The 20,338-nt window shown below is 66.5% G+C and carries 16 protein-coding genes; 4 read left to right on the top strand and 12 right to left on the bottom strand.

Annotation, left to right across the window (positions count from 1 at the left end):
• Positions 1 to 375 precede the first annotated feature (375 nt).
• The 3 genes from glpK to HTS88_RS00185 form a co-directional block, all read right to left on the bottom strand.
• Positions 376 to 1,890: a glycerol kinase GlpK gene (gene glpK, locus HTS88_RS00195; RefSeq protein ID WP_174174340.1), complete on the bottom strand. Its 1,515-nt coding sequence runs from the start codon at positions 1,888 to 1,890 to the stop codon at positions 376 to 378.
• A gap of 54 nt (positions 1,891 to 1,944) precedes the next feature.
• The gene (locus HTS88_RS00190) at positions 1,945 to 2,694 is read right to left on the bottom strand and encodes an MIP/aquaporin family protein (RefSeq protein ID WP_174174338.1); all 750 of its coding nucleotides are present in this window, start codon (positions 2,692 to 2,694) and stop codon (positions 1,945 to 1,947) included.
• An 89-nt stretch (positions 2,695 to 2,783) separates the two neighbouring features.
• Positions 2,784 to 4,613: a glycerol-3-phosphate dehydrogenase/oxidase gene (locus tag HTS88_RS00185; protein ID WP_174174336.1), complete on the bottom strand. Its 1,830-nt coding sequence runs from the start codon at positions 4,611 to 4,613 to the stop codon at positions 2,784 to 2,786.
• A gap of 126 nt (positions 4,614 to 4,739) precedes the next feature.
• Here HTS88_RS00185 and HTS88_RS00180 point away from each other — a divergent pair, with 126 nt between their 5' ends.
• Genes HTS88_RS00180 through HTS88_RS00165 form a run of 4 tightly spaced genes read left to right on the top strand, consistent with a single transcriptional unit; the run spans position 4,740 to position 8,616 of the window.
• Positions 4,740 to 5,714, top strand: a complete 975-nt coding sequence (locus HTS88_RS00180; RefSeq protein ID WP_174174334.1) for a sugar-binding transcriptional regulator — start codon at positions 4,740 to 4,742, stop codon at positions 5,712 to 5,714.
• 10 nt (positions 5,715 to 5,724) lie between these two features.
• On the top strand, positions 5,725 to 6,594 hold the full coding sequence (locus HTS88_RS00175) for an aldo/keto reductase (protein ID WP_174174331.1): 870 nt from the start codon (positions 5,725 to 5,727) through the stop codon (positions 6,592 to 6,594).
• Between the two features lie 10 nt (positions 6,595 to 6,604).
• Entirely contained in the window at positions 6,605 to 7,531 is a 927-nt protein-coding gene (locus HTS88_RS00170; RefSeq protein ID WP_174174329.1) for an alpha/beta fold hydrolase, read from the top strand.
• Complete coding sequence (locus HTS88_RS00165) at positions 7,528 to 8,616, top strand: glycosyltransferase (RefSeq protein ID WP_174174327.1); 1,089 nt, start codon at positions 7,528 to 7,530, stop codon at positions 8,614 to 8,616. Before HTS88_RS00170 ends, HTS88_RS00165 begins: the two co-directional genes overlap by 4 nt.
• 9 nt (positions 8,617 to 8,625) lie before the next feature.
• Here the strand turns inward: HTS88_RS00165 and HTS88_RS00160 are convergent, their stop codons facing one another.
• The 9 genes from HTS88_RS00160 to carA all read right to left on the bottom strand — a co-directional run bounded on the left by HTS88_RS00160 (position 8,626) and on the right by carA (position 20,336).
• On the bottom strand, positions 8,626 to 10,749 hold the full coding sequence (locus HTS88_RS00160) for a primosomal protein N' (RefSeq protein WP_343044853.1): 2,124 nt from the start codon (positions 10,747 to 10,749) through the stop codon (positions 8,626 to 8,628).
• A 182-nt stretch (positions 10,750 to 10,931) separates the two neighbouring features.
• A complete protein-coding gene (gene metK / locus HTS88_RS00155) occupies positions 10,932 to 12,167 on the bottom strand; it encodes a methionine adenosyltransferase (protein WP_174174325.1) in 1,236 nt (411 codons plus the stop codon).
• A gap of 88 nt (positions 12,168 to 12,255) precedes the next feature.
• Positions 12,256 to 13,497, bottom strand: a complete 1,242-nt coding sequence (gene coaBC / locus HTS88_RS00150) for a bifunctional phosphopantothenoylcysteine decarboxylase/phosphopantothenate--cysteine ligase CoaBC (RefSeq protein WP_174174322.1) — start codon at positions 13,495 to 13,497, stop codon at positions 12,256 to 12,258.
• A gap of 38 nt (positions 13,498 to 13,535) precedes the next feature.
• Positions 13,536 to 13,796 (bottom strand): DNA-directed RNA polymerase subunit omega, encoded by a 261-nt coding sequence (rpoZ, locus tag HTS88_RS00145; protein WP_003800778.1) that lies wholly within the window; start codon positions 13,794 to 13,796, stop codon positions 13,536 to 13,538.
• A gap of 15 nt (positions 13,797 to 13,811) precedes the next feature.
• Positions 13,812 to 14,408, bottom strand: a complete 597-nt coding sequence (gene gmk, locus HTS88_RS00140; protein WP_174174320.1) for a guanylate kinase — start codon at positions 14,406 to 14,408, stop codon at positions 13,812 to 13,814.
• Positions 14,409 to 14,454: 46 nt separating this feature from the next.
• Positions 14,455 to 14,772: an integration host factor, actinobacterial type gene (gene mihF / locus HTS88_RS00135; RefSeq protein ID WP_174174766.1), complete on the bottom strand. Its 318-nt coding sequence runs from the start codon at positions 14,770 to 14,772 to the stop codon at positions 14,455 to 14,457.
• A gap of 110 nt (positions 14,773 to 14,882) precedes the next feature.
• Entirely contained in the window at positions 14,883 to 15,755 is an 873-nt protein-coding gene (gene pyrF / locus HTS88_RS00130) for an orotidine-5'-phosphate decarboxylase (RefSeq protein ID WP_174174318.1), read from the bottom strand.
• Positions 15,748 to 19,062: a carbamoyl-phosphate synthase large subunit gene (gene carB, locus HTS88_RS00125; RefSeq protein WP_174174316.1), complete on the bottom strand. Its 3,315-nt coding sequence runs from the start codon at positions 19,060 to 19,062 to the stop codon at positions 15,748 to 15,750. Before carB ends, pyrF begins: the two co-directional genes overlap by 8 nt.
• A complete protein-coding gene (carA, locus tag HTS88_RS00120; protein ID WP_174174314.1) occupies positions 19,062 to 20,336 on the bottom strand; it encodes a glutamine-hydrolyzing carbamoyl-phosphate synthase small subunit in 1,275 nt (424 codons plus the stop codon). The genes carB and carA overlap by 1 nt, the downstream gene beginning before the upstream one ends.
• Between the last annotated feature and the right edge of the window lie 2 nt (positions 20,337 to 20,338).

The following is a 20,338-nucleotide window of genomic DNA, read 5'->3' as shown; positions in this document are numbered from 1 at the left end:
GTTACGGCATCTGTGCTGCCATAACGGCCTGATCCCCCTGCTGCCACCGGGAAATGCTCCCGGACACACAAAAGCCCCTCGCCATGGAGGGGCTGCCGCACGCTATCCGTTGTTTCGGATACCGGGCGGCTGGCTAAGCAGAAGGATCGCACGCATGCAACCACTTTAGCGCACCCACAAAGTCTCCCGTCGCAAACGGGCGGCTGAAGCAGCAGCGAAGACCCTCTGTTCGTGGATAAGGGTGACTACAGCGAACGCAAGGAAGGCGGCCCCTCGCCCGGGTGTGGTGGGCACCGCGAAGCGGGCGGGGCAGGGGCCGCCTTCCTTGCGTGGTGAGACGGGGGCCGCCGCAACCACGAACTGCTGTCTAGCTGGCTACTTCACGTCCTCGTCGACCCAGTCCATGGATTTGGTGACGGCCTTCTTCCACAGGCGCAGCTGGCGGTCCTGCTCCGCCTGGTCCATCTGCGGTTCCCAGCGCTTGTCCTCGGACCAGTTGGCCGAGCACTCCCCCAGGTCCTTCCAGAAGCCGACCGCCAGGCCGGCTGCGTACGCCGCACCAAGGGCGGTGGTCTCCACAACCTTCGGCCGGATCACGGGAACGCCCAGGATGTCCGCCTGGAACTGCATCAGCGCATCATTGGCCACCATGCCGCCGTCGACCTTCAGCTCGGTGAGCGGAACGCCCGAGTCCGCGTTCACGGCGTCCAGCACCTCCCGGGTCTGGAAGGCGGTGGCTTCCAGCGCGGCGCGAGCAATGTGGTTCTTGTTCACGAACCGGGTCAGCCCAACGATCGCGCCGCGGGCATCCGAACGCCAGTATGGCGCGAAGAGGCCGGAGAAGGCGGGCACAATGTACACGCCGCCGTTGTCCTTCACCGACGCGGCGAGGGTTTCCACCTCGGGCGCGCTGCTGATCATGCCCAGGTTGTCCCGCAGCCACTGGATGAGCGAGCCGGTGACGGCGATGGAGCCTTCCAGGGCGTAGTGCGGCGCAGCATCGCCGAGCTTGTAGCCCACAGTCGTCAGCAGCCCGTTCTTGGAATGGACAATCTCCTCGCCGGTGTTGAAGATCAGGAAGCAGCCCGTGCCGTAGGTGTTCTTGGCCTCGCCGGCCTCGAAGGCAGCCTGGCCGAACGTGGCCGCCTGCTGGTCGCCGAGGATGCCGGCCACGGGGACCTCGCGCAGGAGCTGGGAGGTGTGCACGGTGCCATACACCTCCGAGGAGGACTTGATCTCCGGCATCATGGTCCGGGGAACACCGAAGATGCCGAGGATCTCGTCGTCCCATTGGAGGGTTTCCAGGTCCATGAACAGCGTGCGTGAGGCGTTGGTGACGTCGGTGACGTGGACTCCGCCGTTGACGCCGCCAGTCAGGTTCCACAGGACCCAGGAGTCGGTGTTGCCGAACACCAGGTCACCGGCTTCGGCCCTGGCGCGGGCGCCTTCCACGTTGTCGAGGATCCATTTGATCTTGGTACCTGAGAAGTAGGTGGCCAGCGGCAGCCCCACCTTTTGCTTGAAACGGTCCGGCCCGCCGTCCTTGGCGAGCTGGTCCACAATGTCCTGCGTGCGGGTGTCCTGCCAGACGATGGCGTTGTAGACCGCCTCGCCCGTGGTCTTGTCCCACACCACGGCAGTTTCGCGCTGGTTGGTAATGCCGACGGCGGCAATATCGTGCCGTGTCAGGTTCGCCTTGGACAGCGCGGAAGCAATGACCTCCCGGGTGTTGTTCCAGATTTCAGCGGGGTTGTGCTCCACCCACCCGGCCTGCGGGAAAATCTGTTCGTGTTCCATCTGCCCCGAGGACACGATGCTGCCGCTGTGGTCGAAGATGATTGCCCGGCTGCTGGTGGTTCCCTGGTCAATGGCGATTACGTACTGGTTCATGATGGACGTCCTTGTCTATATGGGTGTTTTGGGCAGGAGGAATTTCTTGATGGGTCAGGCTGCGGCGGTAACGATGATGGGCGCGAGGTTGGCCACGATGCCGCCAAGGGCACCGCCAACCAGCGGGCCCACCACCGGGATCCAGGAGTATCCCCAGTCGCTGGAACCCTTGCCCTTGATGGGCAGCAGGGCGTGGGCGATGCGCGGACCGAGGTCACGGGCCGGGTTGATGGCGTAACCGGTGGGACCACCGAGTGACACGCCGATGCCGACGACGAGCAGTGCGACGGCCAGCGGGCCCAGGCCTGAGGGGGTTCCGCCAAAGGTAAGGATGACGAAGACCAGCACGAAGGTGCCGATGATCTCGGTGACCAGGTTCCAGGGAGTGGACCGGATGGCGGGCCCGGTGGAGAAGACGCCGAGCTTGCTGGCAACCTCGGGTTCCGCATCAAAGTGCTGCTTGTATGCGAGCCAGCAGACCACGGCGCCAAGGAAGGCGCCCAGCAGTTCGCCGCCGAAGTACGTCAGCGTGGAGGCGAAATCCACGGGCACGCCCGGCGCGTATTCGGATTTTCCGTTGACCAGCAGCCCGACCGTTACGGCGGGATTCAGGTGGGCACCGGATTTCGCGGCAACGAAGACGCCGGCGAACACGGCGATGCCCCATCCCCAGGTGACCATCAGGAACCCACCGCTGTTGCCTTTAGTCCCCCGTAGGGCAACGTTGGCGACGACGCCGCAACCCAGGAGGGTGAGCATCGCCGTTCCGAATACTTCGGAAAGGAAAACTATTCCAAGAGACATCTTTGACTCCTTATTTTCTGATGGAGGTCCTTCGCGGGTTGAAGGACCGTGGGCCGGGGCGGGTTGCCGCCCCGGCCGGCAGCCGGGTGCTAGGCGACCAGGCTGTGGGTTTCTACACGGTGGAACCTTTCCAGCACGTCCTGCGCGTGCTTGATCTCTGTCGCACGGACCTCGGCGTTCCAGCCAAGGGGTACCGACAGCACATCTGCCACTTCGTTGAGCAGTTCGCCCGTCACCAGGCCCCTGAAGGCCAGGGAGGTCCGGCGGATGAGGACGTCCACCAGGTGCCCCACCTGCTCGCGGGCGGCCATGAACTCGAGTTCGCGGACGCTCAGTTCGCGGGTGGAGTGCAGCAGCCTGTCGGGCCCGGCGTCGAGGTACTCCATGACATCCTCGGCCCGGGTCCCGTACCTGGTCAGGAGTACCGCGGTACGGACGGCGTCACGGCCCGATGCCATGTGAGCCTTGATCCACTTCTGCACGCCAGGCTCATCAGCGGGAAAGCCTGCGCCGCCGCCAATGGGGAGCTGTGCGGTGGAGACTTTGCGGGCCATCCCGATCTCGGCGAGCACGTCGTTGGCCATGTGTTCGGCGAGGGCCCGGAAGGTGGTCCATTTGCCGCCCACCAGGCTCAGCACCACGGCGCCCTTTCCGTTCCCGTCCTGGACGGGTTCGCGGCGCTCGATGCGGTAGTCGCGGGAAACGAAGCCGGGCTGGGTGGCATCGTGGCGTGGCAGCGGCCGCACTCCTGAAAAGGTGTAGACGATCTGTTCACGCGTGACGGGGAGGGCCGGGAAGACGTGCCCGATCAGGTCGAAGAAGTACTCGATTTCCTCATCCGTGCAGACGGCATCCTTTGCCATGTCCGCGTCCACATCAGTGGTGCCCACCAGGACCCGGTCCCCCATGGGGTAGATCAGGACGATCCGTCCGTCCGTGTGCTCGAAGAAGATCTCCCGGCCGCGGCAGGCTTCCAGGAGCGCAGGGTTGTCCAGCACAATGTGGGAGCCCTTGGTGCCGCCCATGAATCTGGAGGCAGTTCCCATTGCTTCGTTGGTGAGGTCCACCCAGGCGCCCGTGGTGTTCACAATGACGTCGGCAGTGAAATCGAATTCCTCGCCCGTGAGTTCGTCCCGCAGCCGGACGGTGCTTCCCCTCCCCGTGCCCGGATTGGGTTTGCCGGTCATGGACTGCAGGGAAACATAGTTGCTGGCACGGGCCGTGTAGCCCTGGGCATTGCCTTCGCCCACAGCCGAGCGGCCGGCCTTCTCCCCGTCCTGGAGGACGTCCAGGGTCAGGCGCTCAGGGTTGTGCACGGACGCGTCAAAGTAAGTGGCGGTGTACTTGACGTCCGGGCGGAGTGCGGGAAGTTCCGCACGGGCCCGCTTGCCGCTGCGGAACTGGTGCCGCGGTACCGTGCCGCCGTCGCGGGAGAACGAATCGTAGAGGCTGAGGCCGAGCTTGATCAGGAAGGCGCCGCGCTCCTTCGGCTTGCCCTGCTGCTTGTGCGTCAGGAAGCGCAGGGGCGCGGACAGCACGCCGGAGAAGGTGCTGAAGATGGGAATGGTGGTCTGCAGCGGCTTCACATAGTGCGGAGCGATTCGGAGCAGCCGGTTGCGCTCCACGACAGATTCCTGGACCAGGCGGAATTCGCCGTTTTCGAGGTAGCGGATGCCGCCGTGGATCATGTGGGAGGAGGCGCCGCTGGCTCCCTGGCAGTAGTCGCCGCGTTCCACGAGGGCAACGTCAACGCCCTGCAGCGCGAGGTCACGGAAAGTTCCTACGCCGTTGATGCCGCCGCCTACCACCAGCACCTTTGCATGCGGACGGCGCCGCAGATGGTGGACGGAACTGCGCTCAGCTCCCTGCTTCTCCGCAGGTGTTGCGGAAGGTCGGCCGGTTGAATCCTTGGGTCCCAAAACGACTCCCTTGGGCTTTGTGTGGCGCGGGCAACCGAGTGGGCGGGCCCGCCGTTCTCCACTATTGTTTGGACTAATGGAAAATGGAGTCAAGCACTATGCACAAACGTGCACAAGGGAGCGGTAATGGACCCGTCAAGGCACTCAGAAGCGCTGCGGGCTGCACAAATGTATTACCTGCAGGACCTGACCATGGATGCGATAGCCCGGGAACTCCGGACCTCCAGATCCACGGTGTCCCGGCTCCTGTCCTCGGCACGCGAATCGGGCCTGGTGCAGATCCAGATCCGCAATCCCCTGGATACAGGCCCGGAGCTTGAAGGCAGGATCCGGCAGCGCTACGGCGTGGATGTCCACGTGGTGCCGGTCCTTGAAACACTGAATGACGCCGAGACACTGGACAGGGTGGCCATGCAGGCAGCGCGCACCATCGGTCCCGTGGTGGACTCCAATGCGATCATCGGGGTGGCCTGGGGATCCACCCTGAGCGCCGTCAGCCGCCACCTCACCCGCAAGATCACCCACGACAGCGTCATCGTGCAGCTGAACGGCGCGGGCAACATGCACACCACCGGCATCACGTACGCCAGCGACATCATGCGGCGGTTCGGAAGCGCCTACGGGGCCCGGGTTGAACAGTTCCCCGTACCGGCCTTCTTTGACCATGCCGCCACAAAAACCGCCATGTGGAATGAGCGCAGCGTGCAACGGATCCTGGAACTCCAGGCGAAGATGAGCATTGCCATCTTCGGTGTGGGTTCCGTGGATGCAGACTACCCCAGCCACGTCTACGCCGGAGGCTACCTGGACGAAATGGACCTCAATATCCTGGCCACGTCCGACGTCGTGGGTGACGTTGCCACTGTCTTCTTCCGGGGCGACGGATCCTCCGACGGCATCATCCTGAACGAAAGGTCCACGGGCCCGGCCCTGGCAGAGCTGCGGCAGGTCCGTCGGAGGATCTGCGTGGTGTCCGGGGTTTCCAAGATCAAGGGGCTCCGGGGTGCCCTGGCCGCCGGCCTGGCCACCGACCTGATCCTGGATGAGGCCACAGCGCGGCGCCTGGTGGATTACGAGGGCCTCCCGGCGGCTAATGGGTAGAGTCGTGGCTATGAGAACCTCACCGCGGCTCAGCCTGAACAACGGCGTGCTGATCCACCAACTCGGCTTCGGGCTGTACAAGGTCCCGGCCGCGGACGCGGAAGGGCTCGTTGCCACCGCGCTCGCAGCCGGCTACCGCCACTTCGACACCGCCGCCATGTACGGCAACGAAACCGGCGTTGCCCGCGGGATCAGTTCCCAGCTGGGCGGGGATGCAGGCAGCGGCGGGTCGGGCGAACTCTTCCCGTCCCTGTCCAGGCAAGACGTGTTCATCACCACCAAGGTGTGGAACGACCATCACGGCTACGACGCCACGCTGCGGGCCTTTGACGACTCCATGGTCAACCTTGGCCTCGATTACGTGGACATGTACCTCATCCACTGGCCCTGCGCCAGGCGCGGGCTGTTTCCCGATACATACCGGGCCCTGGAGACCCTGTACCGGGAAGGGAAGGTCCGGGCCATCGGGGTCAGCAACTTCCAGCCGGCCCATCTTGACCGGCTTCTCCAAACGGCAGAGGTGGTTCCCGCCGTCAACCAGATCGAGCTGCACCCGTGGCTGCAGCAGGCGGAACTGCGGACGCTGCATGACGGGCTCGGCATCAGGACGGAGGCCTGGAGCCCCCTGGGCCGCGGCCAGGTCCTCGCAGATCCCGTGGTCCGTGCCTGCGCCGCTGAACACGGCAAGACCCCGGCCCAGGTGATCCTGCGCTGGCACATGCAACTGGGCAACATTGCCATCCCCAAGGCCAGCACGGAGGCCCGGATCCGGGAAAACCTCAACATCTTCGACTTCGAGCTCTCGGACCGGGACATGGCCGCGCTTGCAGGGCTCGACCGGGGGCACCGCACCGGCTCGCACCCCGACCACGTCAACTAAGGCCACGCAGATGACCACAGCACACCCCGGGCCCGCCGCGCCCGCCTACTTCAGCCACGGGCTTGCGGCCCGCACGTCGTCCTCTTCGGTGGAGATCGACGGCGGCAAAGTTGCGTTCTGGACCTACGAACCGCTGCATGCCGGTCCTGAAACGCGGACCATCCTGGTGATCCATGGCTTCCGCGGAGACCATCACGGACTCCTGCGCGTGGCAGACCAGCTTCCCGACATGCGCATCATCATGCCGGACCTGCCCGGCTTCGGCGACTCGGAAGCGTTTGCGTCCGGTGAGCATTCCGTTGAGCGGTACGGCTCGTTCATCACCGGGTTCATGGCAGCCCTGGGCCTGGGCCCGGACACGGTCCTGCTGGGCCACTCCTTCGGGTCCATCATTGCCGCGCACTTCGTGGCCAACCACCCGGGAACCGTCAACCCGCTGATCCTCATCAACCCGATCGCAGCGCCGGCCCTCGAGGGTCCGAAGGGTGTGATGACCCGGCTCGCGGTCCTCTACTACCGGCTTGCCGCTCGCCTTCCCCGGCAGCTGGGACTGGCTTTGCTGCGGAGCCCGCTAATTGTCAGGGTCATGAGTGAAACCATGGCCAAGACAGCCGACAGGGACCTGCGCCGTTTCATCCACGACCAGCACAATGCCTACTTCAGCGCTTTCGCCAGCCGTGACAGCCTCCTTGAGTCCTTTACCGCCTCGGTCAGCAGCCACGTGGCCGAGGTGGCCGGCCGGCTCACCCTTCCGGTGCTGCTGATCGCCGGCGAGAAGGACGAGATCGCGGTGCTCCCCGACCAGCACCGCCTGGCTGCGCTGCTGCCGGACGGCGAACTCAAGGTGATTCCCGGCGTCGGACACCTGATCCATTACGAAACCCCCGAACCGGCAGCCTCGTTCATCCGCAGCTTCCTTAAGGACCACCCCGCGTGAAGATTGTCATCGACGCACGTTTTACCCGGACCGACCACCACGACGGCATCAGCCGTTACGGGGCGAGCCTGATCGCAGCCACCGCGAAAATCGCGGACGTTTCGATGCTGGTCTCGGACGTCCGGCAACTGCCCCTGCTCCCGGATGTTCCCTACACGCTGATCAGCAGCCCGTTGTCGCCCAGGGAACTGTTTGTGGCGCGGACCGTTAACGCGCTGGGCGCTGACGTGGTGGTGTGCCCCATGCAGACGATGGGCACCTGGGGCCGCAAGTACGGCCTGGTCCTGACGCTCCACGACCTTATCTACTACGAACACCCCGCCCCGCCGGGATTCCTGCCCGCACCCGTGCGGCTCCTGTGGCGGCTGTACCACAAGGCTTTCTGGCCCCAGCGCCTGCTCCTCAACCGGGCCGACACCGTAGCCACCATCAGCCGCACCACCGAAGCTCTGATCGCAAAGTACCGCCTGACCCGCCGTCCCGTGCGGATCATCAGCAATGCCCCCCAGCCGGAGCAGGAACACGGACCGCGCCCCGCTGGCGCCGGTGAAGACCGCGCGCTCGTCTACATGGGCTCCTTCATGCCGTACAAGAACGTGGAAACCATGGTGGCGGGGATGGCGGGCCTGCCCGGGTACACCCTCCACCTGCTCAGCCGCATCACGCCCCAACGCCGCGCCGAACTGGAACGCCTGGTTCCGCCAGGGGCACACGTGGTGTTCCACAACGGCGTCACGGACGAGCAGTATCACGAAATCCTGCGCTCTGCTGCGGCGCTGGTCACCCTGTCCCGGGCTGAAGGCTACGGGCTTCCCCTGGTGGAGGCCATGGCACTCGGCACACCCGTTATTGCCAGCGACATCCCCATCTTCCGGGAAGTCGGCGGGGACGCCGCGCTCTACGTTGATCCCGAGTCCCCGGAACAGTTTGCCGATGCCGTGCGCACGCTCCAGGACAACGGTCACTGGGAGGAGTTGTCGCGGCGCGGCGTTGCGCGTGCACGGGAGTTCACCTGGGACGAGTCGGCCCGCCAGCTGGTGGAGGTGGCACACGAAATCATGGCCCGGCGCCGGGGCCGGGGTTAAAGAACGCCCCTAGAGGACGTCGATGCCGTCCAGCCGGAGCTGGAAAGGCTCGCTGAAGCGTTTCGCAGCGGCCGCAGCCCTGGTGACCCGCAGGACGCGGGTGACGGCCGCAGCCTGTCCGTAGGGGAAAAAGAGCAGAGTGCGCACATCCTCCGCTGAACGGCGCGGCGACGGCGGACCACTGAGCACCACGGGTGCGGGCCCGGCGGTCCGCAAGGTGATCCCGCTGGAGGCAAGTTCCGCCGCCACGGCACCGGTGTAATGTTCGACGGCGGCGCGCGGCCCGGTGACGGAAGCGATGCGGACCGCGGGGGGAAGCTGCAGTTCCATCCGCAGGGAAAGTTCCCGTTCCGCGTAACCGGCGGGGTCCCAGCGAAGCAGTGCGCCCACGGCAGCTGTATCCGCGGCCGTGACCACCACCAGCCCGCCGTCCGCCGCCGGACGCACCAGCGCGGCCGCGTTGAACCAGCGCCGCACTGTATCCTCGCCGGCGCGCAGTGTCTCCCGGCGCAGGAGTGAATCACCGTCCAGGAGCAGTGCAGCCGCGTATCCCCCGTCGGCTACCGGTTCGGCACCGACCGTGGCCACCACCAGCGCCTTGCCCGGACCCACCCCGGCCTTTACCTGGTCTCCCGAGGAAGTAACGACGGTCTTCCCGGGAAAGGCGCGGCCGAGTTCCTCAGCTGTCCTGATCACTCCGGTGGCACCCTTGCGCAGGCGCCTGCCGCCGCAGTGCACGCAGTGCCAGTCCGGCGCCGGGGTGGAGCACCAGCGGCATTGGGGCATGGCGGACGTGCCGCTGGCGCCCGCCACGGCCAGTGGTCCCTGGCAGCTGCCGCAGCGCGCCGGCTCCCGGCACATCTCACAGGCCAGCGACGGCGCATAACCGGCGCGGGCCACCTGGACCAGGACAGGTCCACGCTCCAGCCCCTCCTTGGCGGCCCGCCACGCGGCGCCGGGCAGGCGGGCGATCCTGGCCAGCGGATCCCGCTCCTGTTCGAAGCTGTCGGCAGTGTTGACGATGCGCGGAACTGTCCTCCGGACGTCAGGGCGGCCGGCTTCGACCGCACGTGCCCAGCCCGCCTCCACCAGCCGCTGGGCTTCCGTGCTTCGGGAGTGGCCTGCAAGGAGGCACGCGGCGTCCTCCTGCCCGGCCCGCAGGAGCAGCACCTCGCGGGCGTGCGCATACGGGGCGCGCTGCTCGATGTGGAGGTCGTCGCCGTCGTCCCAGCAGGCCACTAGGCCCAGGTCGCGAACCGGGGCAAAAGCTGCGGACCTGGTGCCGATGGCAACCCGGGCAGTCCCTGCCAGGAGCCGCAGGAAACTCCGGTAGCGCGGGGTGGGACCGTCGTCGGCAGTCAGCCGGGCAACTGCGTCTTCGGGCAGCAGCCGGTGGAGCGCCTCTTCAAGGCGGTCAAGGTCGCGGTAATCGGGTACAACCACCACGGCGCCGCGCCCTGATGCGTACGCGGCGGCCACGGCCTCCGCCAGCAGCTGGGGCCACCCACCCGGACCGAATCCCTGCAGCGGGTTGAGCACGGCCCTGGGTGATCCGCCACCGGCCAGGTGCTGCAGGAAGGCCTGGCCGTTTTGGTAGGCCGCCCATGCGCCCGGCAGGGCGTCCTGCGCGGGACCGGCCTGCAGGGCAGTGGCCTCGCGGGGTTCTGCCTGGTCCGGGACTGCCTGGTCCGGTACTGCCTGCCACTCCGGTTCCGCCGACGCGAACTCCTTGTCCAGCTTGGCCACCCTGGGCGGGACGGCGACGCGGAGGACATCGCTGACCGTCCCGGCGTAGCGGGCGGCGACGGAGTAAACCAGCTCCCGGACGGCGGGAGTCAGCACCGACACCGGGGACACAACCTTCGCCAACGGCACCAGGGTGTGTCCGGCGTCGGATTCCGCCACGCGTTCCATCAGGAACCCGTTGAGGTCCTGGCCGTTGAACTTGACCTTGACCCTGACGCCCGGCGTGGCGGCATGGTCGAGAGTGTCCGGAACCCCGTAATCGAAGAGCCGGTCCAGGTGCGGCAGTGAGGATTCCACCAGCACCCTGGCCACGGGCAGGTGCCCGGCCAGCTGCGGCCCGGCAGGCCGGGCGGGGGCCGGAAAGCCCTGCAGCAGAGACGGCTGCACTGCACCGGGGAGGTCCAGGGACGCCTGGACAGGCCTGTCAGCAGCGATTACCGTAACCTCCCTTCGGCTCCCGGATGGACATGCCCAGCCAAGCACATGGCACTGAAATGTTGCCGGAGGCAAAATACAGGCAAAGGAATCAGGCAAGGATACAGGCCGGAAGCGGGCCTGCAGCCCGGGGCCTAGGCGTTGAAGAACGCCTTCAGGTCGTCCACGCGGTCCAGCCGCTCCCAGGTGAAGTCCGGTTCATCGCGGCCAAAGTGGCCGTGGGCGGCGGTCTTGGCGTAGATGGGCCGTTTCAGGTCCAGTGCGTCGATGATGGCGCGGGGGCGCAGGTCGAAAATCTCCGCGATGGCGGCGCTGATGCGGGCCGGATCAACCGTTTCCGTGCCGAATGTTTCCACGTACGTGCCCACCGGACGGGCCTGGCCGATGGCGTAGGCGATCTGGATTTCCGCACGCTTGGCCAGCCCTGCGGCCACCACGTTCTTGGCAACCCAGCGCATGGCGTACGCGGCAGAGCGGTCCACCTTTGACGGGTCCTTGCCCGAGAAGGCGCCGCCGCCGTGCCGGGCCATGCCCCCGTAGGTGTCCACGATGATCTTGCGCCCGGTCAGGCCGGCGTCCCCAACGGGGCCGCCGATGACGAACTCGCCGGCGGGGTTGAGGATGTTGCGGGCGCGGGAGAGGTCAAGGTTGGCCCCTGCCAGCACCGGCTTAATGACGAGGGCGGCGAGGTCCGCGCGGAGCTGGTCCAGGCTTGCGCCTTCGGCGTGCTGGCTGCTGATCACAACGGTTTCGACGGAGACCGGGACATCCTTGTCGTAACCGACAGTCACCTGGGTCTTGCCGTCCGGGCGGAGGTAGGCCAGTTCGCCCGATTTGCGGACTTCGGTGAGCCGCTCGGACAGCCGGTGCGCAAGCCAGATGGGCACCGGCATGTAAGAGGGAGTTTCGTCGCTGGCGTAGCCGAACATCAGGCCCTGGTCGCCGGCGCCCTGGAGGTCGTAGTCGTCCTCCTGCCGCCCTTCGCGGGCTTCCAGCGAGTTGAACACGCCGCCGGCAATGTCGTTGGACTGCTGGCCGATGGACACGGACACGCCACAGCGGGCGCCATCGAAACCGTTGGCCGAGGAGTCGTAGCCGATGCCCAGGATGGTCTCGCGCACGATCTGGGGGATCTCGACGTAGGCATCAGTGGTGACTTCGCCTGCAACGTGGACCAGGCCTGTGGTGGCCATGGTTTCCACCGCTACCCGCGATTCCGGGTCCGCAGCCAGCAGCGCATCCAGGATGGCATCACTGATCTGGTCGCAGATCTTGTCCGGATGGCCCTCGGTAACCGACTCGGAGGTGAAGAGCCGAAGCGCGTTGGGCGTGGCCCCGGACGTGTGGGGAAGGTGCAGCGGTAAAGTCACTCAACTACCTTACTGGTTGGAATACGGACACCCGCCAGGAGACATCAGGAGATGTCTTCGTGCTAAGCAGACGTGGCCTGAAACACACTCAGGTGCGGGGCGAAACGGAATTCAGTTCAGCGGAGATCCGGCTGATGATGGCTGCCGAAACCTCCGTCTTGGTCCCGGACGCCTCCTGTGGTTCGGAGCCGGAGCGGGCCAGGATGACCACCGAATTGGTGTCCTGCCCGAAGACCTTGTCCGTGCCCACATGGTTGACCACCAGGAGGTCGCAGCCTTTGCGCTGCAGCTTCGCCCGGGCGTGCGCCAGGACGTCACCGTCGCTGTCCCCGGTCTCAGCCGCAAAGCCGACGATCAGCTGCTGCCGCCTGCCCGGGGCCGCGCTGTTCCGGAGATCCACCAGTTCGTGCAGGATGTCCGGGTTGCGGACCAGCGTGATGACGGGGTCCTCCCGGTCGTCGCGCTTCTTGATCTTGGTGTCGGAGACGGCCGCGGGACGGAAGTCCGCCACCGCAGCGGACATGATAACTACGTCGGAGTCAGCTGCCGCGGCAAGGGCGGCTTCCCGCAGTTGCAGGGCTGTCTCCACAGGCACCACCTCGACGCCGGCCGGCGGGGGAACGTCCATATGGGCTGCGAGCAGGCGGACGGTTGCGCCGGCGTTCCGGGCTGCGACGGCCAAGGCGACTCCCTGCTTTCCGGAGGACCTGTTGCCCAGGAAGCGGACCGGATCCAGGGGCTCGCGGGTTCCGCCGGCGCTGATGGTGACGGTGCGTCCGGCCAGCGGCAGCTGGAAATCCGACTGCCCCTGCACCAGGGCCATGGCGGCGTCGAAAATGGCTTCCGGTTCGGGGAGCCTGCCCGGACCTGAATCGGCGCCCGTCAGCCGGCCGCTGGCGGGTTCCAGAACGGCTGCACCGCGGCTGCGCAACGTTTCGACGTTGGCCCGGGTTGCCGCGTGCTGCCACATTTCCGTGTGCATGGCGGGCGCGAACAGCACAGGGCCGCGGGCCATCAGCAGGGTGTTCGTCAGCAGGTCCCCGGCCTGTCCGGTGGCCGCCTTGGCCAGGAGGTCAGCGGTGGCCGGGGCGATGACGATCAGGTCAGCCTCGTGGCCCAGCCGGACGTGGTTGACCTGGTGGACGTCGTCGAAGACGCTGTTGCTGACCGGATTTCCGGACAGCGCCTCCCACGTGGCAGTGCCAACGAACCGGGTGGACGCCTCGGTGGGGATCACCGTGACGTTGTGGCCGGCTTCAGTAAAAAGCCGGAGGAGCGATGCCACCTTGTAGGCGGCAATCCCTCCCCCGACTCCGAGGACTATGCGCACGTGACCTCCGTCAACAGCAAGTCAGTTCGGCGGCAGTTTTACTCTGCAGCTTCGATCGGCGTGGAAACCAGCTTGCCCTCGTTGATCTCGCGCAGGGCGATCGACAGCGACTTCTCGTTCAGCTTGGTGTCAACCAGCGGGCCGACGTATTCGAAGAGGCCCTCATGCAGCTGGGCGTAGTAAGCGTTGATCTGACGAGCACGCTTGGCACCGAAAATCACCAGGCCGTACTTGGAGTCGGCTGCCTCGAGCAGCGAGTCGATCGGCGGGTTGATGATGCCTTCAAGGTTCGTGGACACGAATTCTCCAAAGTTCTAGCGGGCTGACGGTTCCGGCGCTCCATGCGGGTGCGGGGTCAGCCCCATGAGTGAAACAAGCTCGTCCGCTGCCCGGCGAACGTCGTCATTGATGACGGTGTAGTCGAACTCCGGTTCAGCAGCAAGTTCCAGTTTAGCGGTTTCCAGCCGGCGCTGCTGTTCCTCCGGGGTTTCCGTGCCGCGGCCCACAAGCCGGCGGACCATTTCGTCCCAGCTGGGCGGGGCCAGGAAGACAAATTGTGCATCCGGTACGGCCGCCTTCACCTGCCTGGCACCCTGGAGGTCTATTTCCAGGAGCACGGACCGGCCCTCGGCAATGGCCTGGTTGACGGTGCTTTTCAGGGTCCCGTACGTGTTCTGCCCGTGGACCACGGCCCATTCGAGGAGCTCGCCGTCAGCGACAAGCTGCTCGAACTCGTCCTTGGACTTGAAGAAGTAATGGACGCCGTCCTGTTCGCCGGGACGGGGTGCCCGGGTGGTGGCGGACACGGACAGCCACACCTCGGGATAGTTGTCGCGGATGTAAGTGGACACGGTGCCTTTGCCAACAGCCGTCGGACCAGCGAGGACTGTCAGTCCAGGTTTCTTGCTCACGTATTCCTTTGCCGGGGTTTGGGGGGTGGGCGGGCTTCGGCCCGCCCTAACTCTCGTCTATAAAATCTACCAGCGCGCGGCGCTGGTGGATGCCCAGCCCGCGGACCCTGCGGGACGCCGCTATCCCCAGCTGGTCCATGATGGCAGCGGCCCGCACCTTTCCGATGCCGGGAAGCGCCTCAAGGAGTTCGGAGACCCTCATCCGGGCGAGTGCCTCGTCCTGCAGCGCGGAGCTGATGATGTCCGCGGCAGACCTCTCGCCGTTTTTAAGGCTTTCCTTGGCCGCCGCACGGGTGGCCCTGGCTGCTGCTGCCTTGTTCAGGGCCTCAGCCCGTTCCGATGCGGATAACGGCCGCAGGACCATGGTGCACACCCCCGGATTCGGTGGACGGGTCCAGGGGCGACCGCCCTTGGACCTGTCCTGAAACTACCCTTTGGTGCTGTCCGAATCAATGCATCAGCTCAAACGGACCACTATTCGCCGCGGAGTCCGTCAAGGGTCCGTTGCGCCGCGTCCCTCAGGCCGCGCTGTTCCGGCCCGGCAGACAGGATGTCCCTGCTCGAGGTGCCGAGGACCTGCGGGTAGGCGGCGCCGAACGTGGCGCGGAGGTCGGCGGGCGTGGCCCCCTGGGCTCCAAGGCCCGGGGCCAGGACCGGGCCGCGCACAGCGGCCAGGTCCAGGTCCAGTTCGGTAAGGGCCGACCCCACGGTTGCACCCACCACCAGGCCCACGGAGCCGAGGTTTCCCTGGTAGCGGCGGTTTTCCGCCGCAGCCGACTGCGTGATCCTGCGGGCGACGGAGTCCGCTCCCCCGACGTGCTGGACGGAGGCGCCCTCGGGGTTGGACGTGAGTGCGAGGACGAAGACGCCGCGGCCGGTCCGGGCTGCCAGGTCCAGCGCGGGGCGCAGTGACTCGAAGCCTAGGTAGGGACTGAGCGTTACCGAGTCCGCAGCGAGGGGGGAATCGTCCCGGAGCCAGGCGTCGGCATAGGCCGCCATGGTGGAGCCGATGTCACCGCGCTTGGCGTCGGCGATGGTGAGTACCTTCTCGTCGCGGGCTTCGGCAAGAAGCTCTTCAAGGACGGCCATCCCGGCGGAGCCATGGCGTTCGTACAGCGCCACCTGGGGCTTGATGGCGGCAGCGAGGGAACCCACGGCCTCCAAAACCGTCAGCGAAAAGCGCCTCAGCCCTGCGGCGTCGTCGTCCAGCCCCCAGCCCTTCAGCAGGGCTGGGTGCGGGTCGATGCCGACGCAGAGGGGCCCGCGGGCGGCCATGGCGGCACCCAGCCGGGAGCCGAAAGACTCCCGGCCGGGTGCACCGGCGGACGGCACTGCCTGCTCAGGCATGCTGCAGGGCCGCCTTCTGGGACTCTGCCAGCGATGCGGCGTGCTCCTGCAGGCTGGTGACGGACCATTCGTAGGTCCGCATCGCCTCGATGGCCTGCACGGCGGCGTTGAACTCCGCCACCGTGGTGATGCAGGGAATGCCGATGGAGGTGGCCGCTGCCCGCAGTTCGTAGCCGTCGCTGCGGGCCTCCCCGCCGGACGGGGTGTTGAAGACCATGTCGATCTCGCCGGCGATGACAAGGTCTGCGATGGTGCCTTCGCCCTCGGCGCTGCTGCCTTCTGCCACCTTGCGGACAGGGGTGGCCTGGATGCCGTTGCGGCGCAGGACGTCCGCGGTGCCGCCGGTGGACACGATTTCGAAGCCCAGGTCGGAGAGCCTCTTGACACCCATGATCACGGAGCGCTTGTCGCGGTTGGCCACGGAGACAAAGATCTTGCCCTCGGTGGGCAGCGCGTTGTTGGCGGCTGCCTGGCTCTTGGCGAACGCGGTGTCGAAGTGCTTGTCGATGCCCATGACCTCGCCGGTGGAGCGCATTTCCGGGCCGAGCAGGGAGTCAACCACCTTGCCCTCCAGGGTACGGAAGCGGCTGAACGGCAGGACTGCCTCCTTGACGGACACCGGGGCATCCAGCGGAAGCGTGGACCCGTCGCCCACCTCGGGCAGCATCTTGTAGGCGCTGCGGAGCTGTCCGATGGTCACGCCGGTGCCGATCAGGGCAGCCGCTTTGGCCATCTGCACACCGGTCGCCTTGGAGACGAACGGCACCGTGCGGGACGCCCGGGGGTTGGCCTCAAGGACGTACAGGACGTCGGAGGCCAGGGCGAACTGGATGTTGATGAGCCCGCGGACGCCCACGCCCTCGGCGATGGCGCGCGTCGCCGTCCGTACCCGCTCCAGCACGTTGGTGCCCAGGGTGATGGGCGGCAGGACGCAGGCGGAGTCGCCGGAGTGGATGCCGGCTTCCTCGATGTGCTCCATGATGCCGCCCAGGTACATGTCGGTGCCGTCGAAGAGTGCGTCGACGTCGATTTCGACGGCGTCCTCCAGGAAGCGGTCGATCAGCACAGGGTGGTCCGGGGTGATCTCCGTGGCGTTGGCGATGTAGCGGGACAGGTTGGGCTCGTCGTAGACGATCTCCATGCCGCGGCCGCCCAGCACGTAGGACGGGCGGACCAGGACCGGGTAGCCGATTTCGTCGGCAATCTTCTTGGCATCCTCGAAGGACACGGCGGTGCCGTTCTTCGGGGAGATCAGGCCCGCCTTGTCCAGGACGCGGGAGAACGCGCCGCGGTGCTCGGCCAGGTCGATGGCCTCCGGGGACGTTCCGAGGATGGGGACACCGGCATCTGCCAGCTGCTGGGCCAGCTTGAGCGGGGTCTGGCCCCCGAGCTGCACAAAGACGCCCATGACGCCGCCGGTGCGTTCCTCCGCCGCGATGACCTCCAGGACGTCCTCGAGCGTCAGCGGCTCGAAGTAGAGGCGGGTGGAGATGTCGTAGTCGGTGGAGACGGTCTCCGGGTTGCAGTTGACCATCACCGTCTCGTACCCGGCCTTGCGCAGCGCCATGGAGGCGTGGACGCAGGAGTAGTCGAACTCGATGCCCTGGCCGATCCGGTTGGGGCCGGAGCCGAGGATCAGGATGGACGGCTTGGAGTGCAGCGCAACCTCGTCCTCCTCGTCGTACGCCGAGTAGTGGTACGGCGTGTAGGCGGCGAATTCCGCCGCGCAGGTGTCCACGGTCTTGTAGACGGGGCGGATGCCCAGGGCCTGGCGGACGCCGCGGACCACGGCTTCGGAGTTGTGCGTGAGCGCGCCGATCTGCTCGTCGGAGAAGCCGTGGCGCTTGGCGCGCTTCAGCATCTCAGCCGTCAGCGCACCGGCCTGGCGGATTTCGCGGGAGATCTCATTGAGCAGCTGGAGCTGGTCAAGGAACCAGGGATCGATCTTGGTGGCCTCGAAGAGGTCCTCCACGCTGGCGCCGCCCAGGAGTGCGCGCTGGACCTGGTGCAGGCGTTCCGTGGTGGGGCGCTTCGCCTTCTCGATGAGCTCCGGCACCTCCCATTCGGGGACGGAGCTGAAGTCCAGCTGCGAGCCCTTCTGCTCGAGGGAGCGCAGGGCCTTCTGCAGGGCTTCGGTGAAGTTGCGGCCCATGGCCATGGCCTCACCCACCGACTTCATGGTGGTGGTCAGCGTGTTGTCAGCAGCCGGGAACTTCTCGAACGCGAACCGCGGAACCTTGACCACAACGTAGTCCAGGGTGGGTTCGAAGGACGCCGGGGTCTTCTGCGTGATGTCGTTGGGGATCTCGTCCAGCGTGTAGCCCAGCGAGAGCTTAGTGGCAATCTTGGCGATGGCAAAGCCGGTGGCCTTGGACGCCAGCGCCGAGGAGCGGGAGACGCGGGGGTTCATTTCGATGACCACCACGCGGCCGGTGGCGGGGTCGATGGCGAACTGGATGTTGCAGCCGCCGGTGTCCACGCCCACTTCACGGATGACGGCGATGGAGATGTCGCGCAGTCGCTGGTATTCGCGGTCGGTGAGGGTGAGGGCCGGTGCCACCGTGATGGAGTCGCCGGTGTGGACGCCCACTGGATCGAAGTTCTCGATGGAGCAGACCACCACGACGTTGTCGTTCTTGTCCCGCATCATCTCGAGCTCGTATTCCTTCCAGCCGAGGATGCTCTCTTCGAGCAGCACCTCGCTGGTGGGGCTGTACTGCAGGCCCTGTCCCACGATGCGGCGGAGGTCGTCCTCGTTGTAGGCGAGGCCGGAGCCCAGGCCGCCCATGGTGAAGGAGGGCCGGACCACCATGGGGTAGCCGAGGTCCTCGGCGGCTTTCAATGCCTCGTCCATGGTGTGGATGATGTGGCTGCGGGCGGACTCGGCGCCGCAGCGCTCCACCACGCCCTTGAACTTTTCGCGGTCCTCCCCGAGCTCAATGGCGGCGATGTTGGCGCCGATGAGTTCAACGTTGTACTTCTCAAGCACACCGTTCTTGTCCAGGGCGATGGCGGTGTTCAGCGCGGTCTGTCCGCCCAGGGTGGGCAGGACGGCGTCCGGGCGTTCCTTGGCGATGATCTTCTCCACCACCTCGGGGGTGATGGGTTCGATGTAGGTGGCGTCGGCGAACTCGGGGTCGGTCATGATGGTGGCCGGGTTGGAGTTGACCAGGATGACCCGCAGGCCTTCCTCCTTGAGGACGCGCAGCGCCTGGGTCCCGGAGTAGTCGAACTCGGCGGCCTGGCCGATAACGATCGGGCCGGAACCAATGACGAGGACGCTCTTGAGATCTGTACGTTTCGGCATTACTTCTTGTCCTCAGTCTTGTTGTCGGAATGATTCGGCGTTGCCGCGCCGGCTGGGTGCGCGGCGTCCACGGGCTCCTTGGACAGGTTCGCGGTCCTGCCGTCCCGGGTGCCCTCCATCAGCTCGATGAAGCGGTCGAACAGGTAGGCGGCGTCGTGCGGGCCGGCCGCGGCCTCGGGGTGGTACTGCACGGAGAAAGCGGGGATGTCCAGGCAGGCGAGCCCTTCCACGACGTCGTCGTTCAGGCTGACGTGGCTGACCTCCACGCGGCCGTACCGTTCCTCCGGAGCCTGCGTGGCGCCGTCGAGCGGTGCGTCCACGGCAAAGCCGTGGTTCTGGGAGGTGATCTCCACCTTGCCGGTGCGGCGGTCCATGACGGGCTGGTTGATGCCGCGGTGGCCGTAACGGAGCTTGTAGGTGCCGAAGCCCAGTGCGCGGCCCAGGATCTGGTTGCCGAAGCAGATGCCGAAGTAGGGCAGCTTTTCGTCCAGGACGGAGCGGAGCAGCTTGACCTGGGCATCTGCCGTGGCGGGGTCGCCGGGGCCGTTGGACATAAAGAAGCCATCGGGGTTGACGGCCTTCACGTCCTCCAGCGTGGCGGTGGCGGGCAGCACGTGGACGCGGACGCCGCGCTCGGCGAAGCGGACCGGAGTCATGGCCTTGATGCCAAGGTCGATCGCCGCGATGGTGAACCGGGGGTCGCCTTCCCAGCCATGGTCCTTCGGCTCCACGACGTAGGCCTCGTCAACGCTGACTTCCTCGGCCAGCCGTGAGCCCTCCATGGGGGCGCTGGCCAGGACGGCGTCGACCAGTTCCTTGTCCGTGGCCTGGGCGGCCTCCCCGGAGAAGATGCCGGCGCGCATGGTCTTGTGCTCGCGCAGGTGCCGGGTGATCGCACGGGTATCCACGCCCTGGATCCCGACGATTCCCTGCTCCACCAGTTCCTCATCCAGTGAGCGCTCGGAGCGCCAGTTGGAGGGGCGGCGGGCGGCGTCGCGGACAATGTAGCCCGCAACCCAGATGCGGCGGGACTCGGCGTCCTCGCTGTTCACGCCGGTGTTGCCGATGTGCGGCGCCGTCTGGACCACGAGCTGGCGTGCGTAGGAGGGGTCGGTGATGGTTTCCTGGTAGCCGGTCATGCCGGTGGCGAAGACCGCTTCTCCGAGGGCGGTTCCGGTGGCGCCGTAGCTGCTTCCGCGGAAAATGCGGCCGTCTTCAAGGACCAGCGCAGCTGGAGCGGAAACCGGGGCGTTTACTGCTGTGTTTGTTGTCACTG

The organism is Pseudarthrobacter oxydans (assembly GCF_013314975.1).
In the GTDB taxonomy this organism is placed as follows: Bacteria; Actinomycetota; Actinomycetes; order Actinomycetales; family Micrococcaceae; genus Arthrobacter; species Arthrobacter oxydans.
This window is presented reverse-complemented; position numbering and strand designations above follow the sequence as displayed.

Bases quoted from the DNA above. Each gene is read 5' to 3' on its own strand.
- HTS88_RS00180 (WP_174174334.1), top strand. From the start codon at position 4,740: ATGGACCCGTCAAGGCACTCAGAAGCGCTGCGGGCTGCACAAATGTAT.
- HTS88_RS00190 (WP_174174338.1), bottom strand. From the start codon at position 2,694: ATGTCTCTTGGAATAGTTTTCCTTTCCGAAGTATTCGGAACGGCGATG.
- carB (WP_174174316.1), bottom strand. From the start codon at position 19,062: ATGCCGAAACGTACAGATCTCAAGAGCGTCCTCGTCATTGGTTCCGGC.
- HTS88_RS00175 (WP_174174331.1), top strand. From the start codon at position 5,725: ATGAGAACCTCACCGCGGCTCAGCCTGAACAACGGCGTGCTGATCCAC.
- mihF (WP_174174766.1), bottom strand. From the start codon at position 14,772: ATGGTCCTGCGGCCGTTATCCGCATCGGAACGGGCTGAGGCCCTGAAC.
- glpK (WP_174174340.1), bottom strand. From the start codon at position 1,890: ATGAACCAGTACGTAATCGCCATTGACCAGGGAACCACCAGCAGCCGG.
- HTS88_RS00170 (WP_174174329.1), top strand. From the start codon at position 6,605: ATGACCACAGCACACCCCGGGCCCGCCGCGCCCGCCTACTTCAGCCAC.
- pyrF (WP_174174318.1), bottom strand. From the start codon at position 15,755: ATGCCTGAGCAGGCAGTGCCGTCCGCCGGTGCACCCGGCCGGGAGTCT.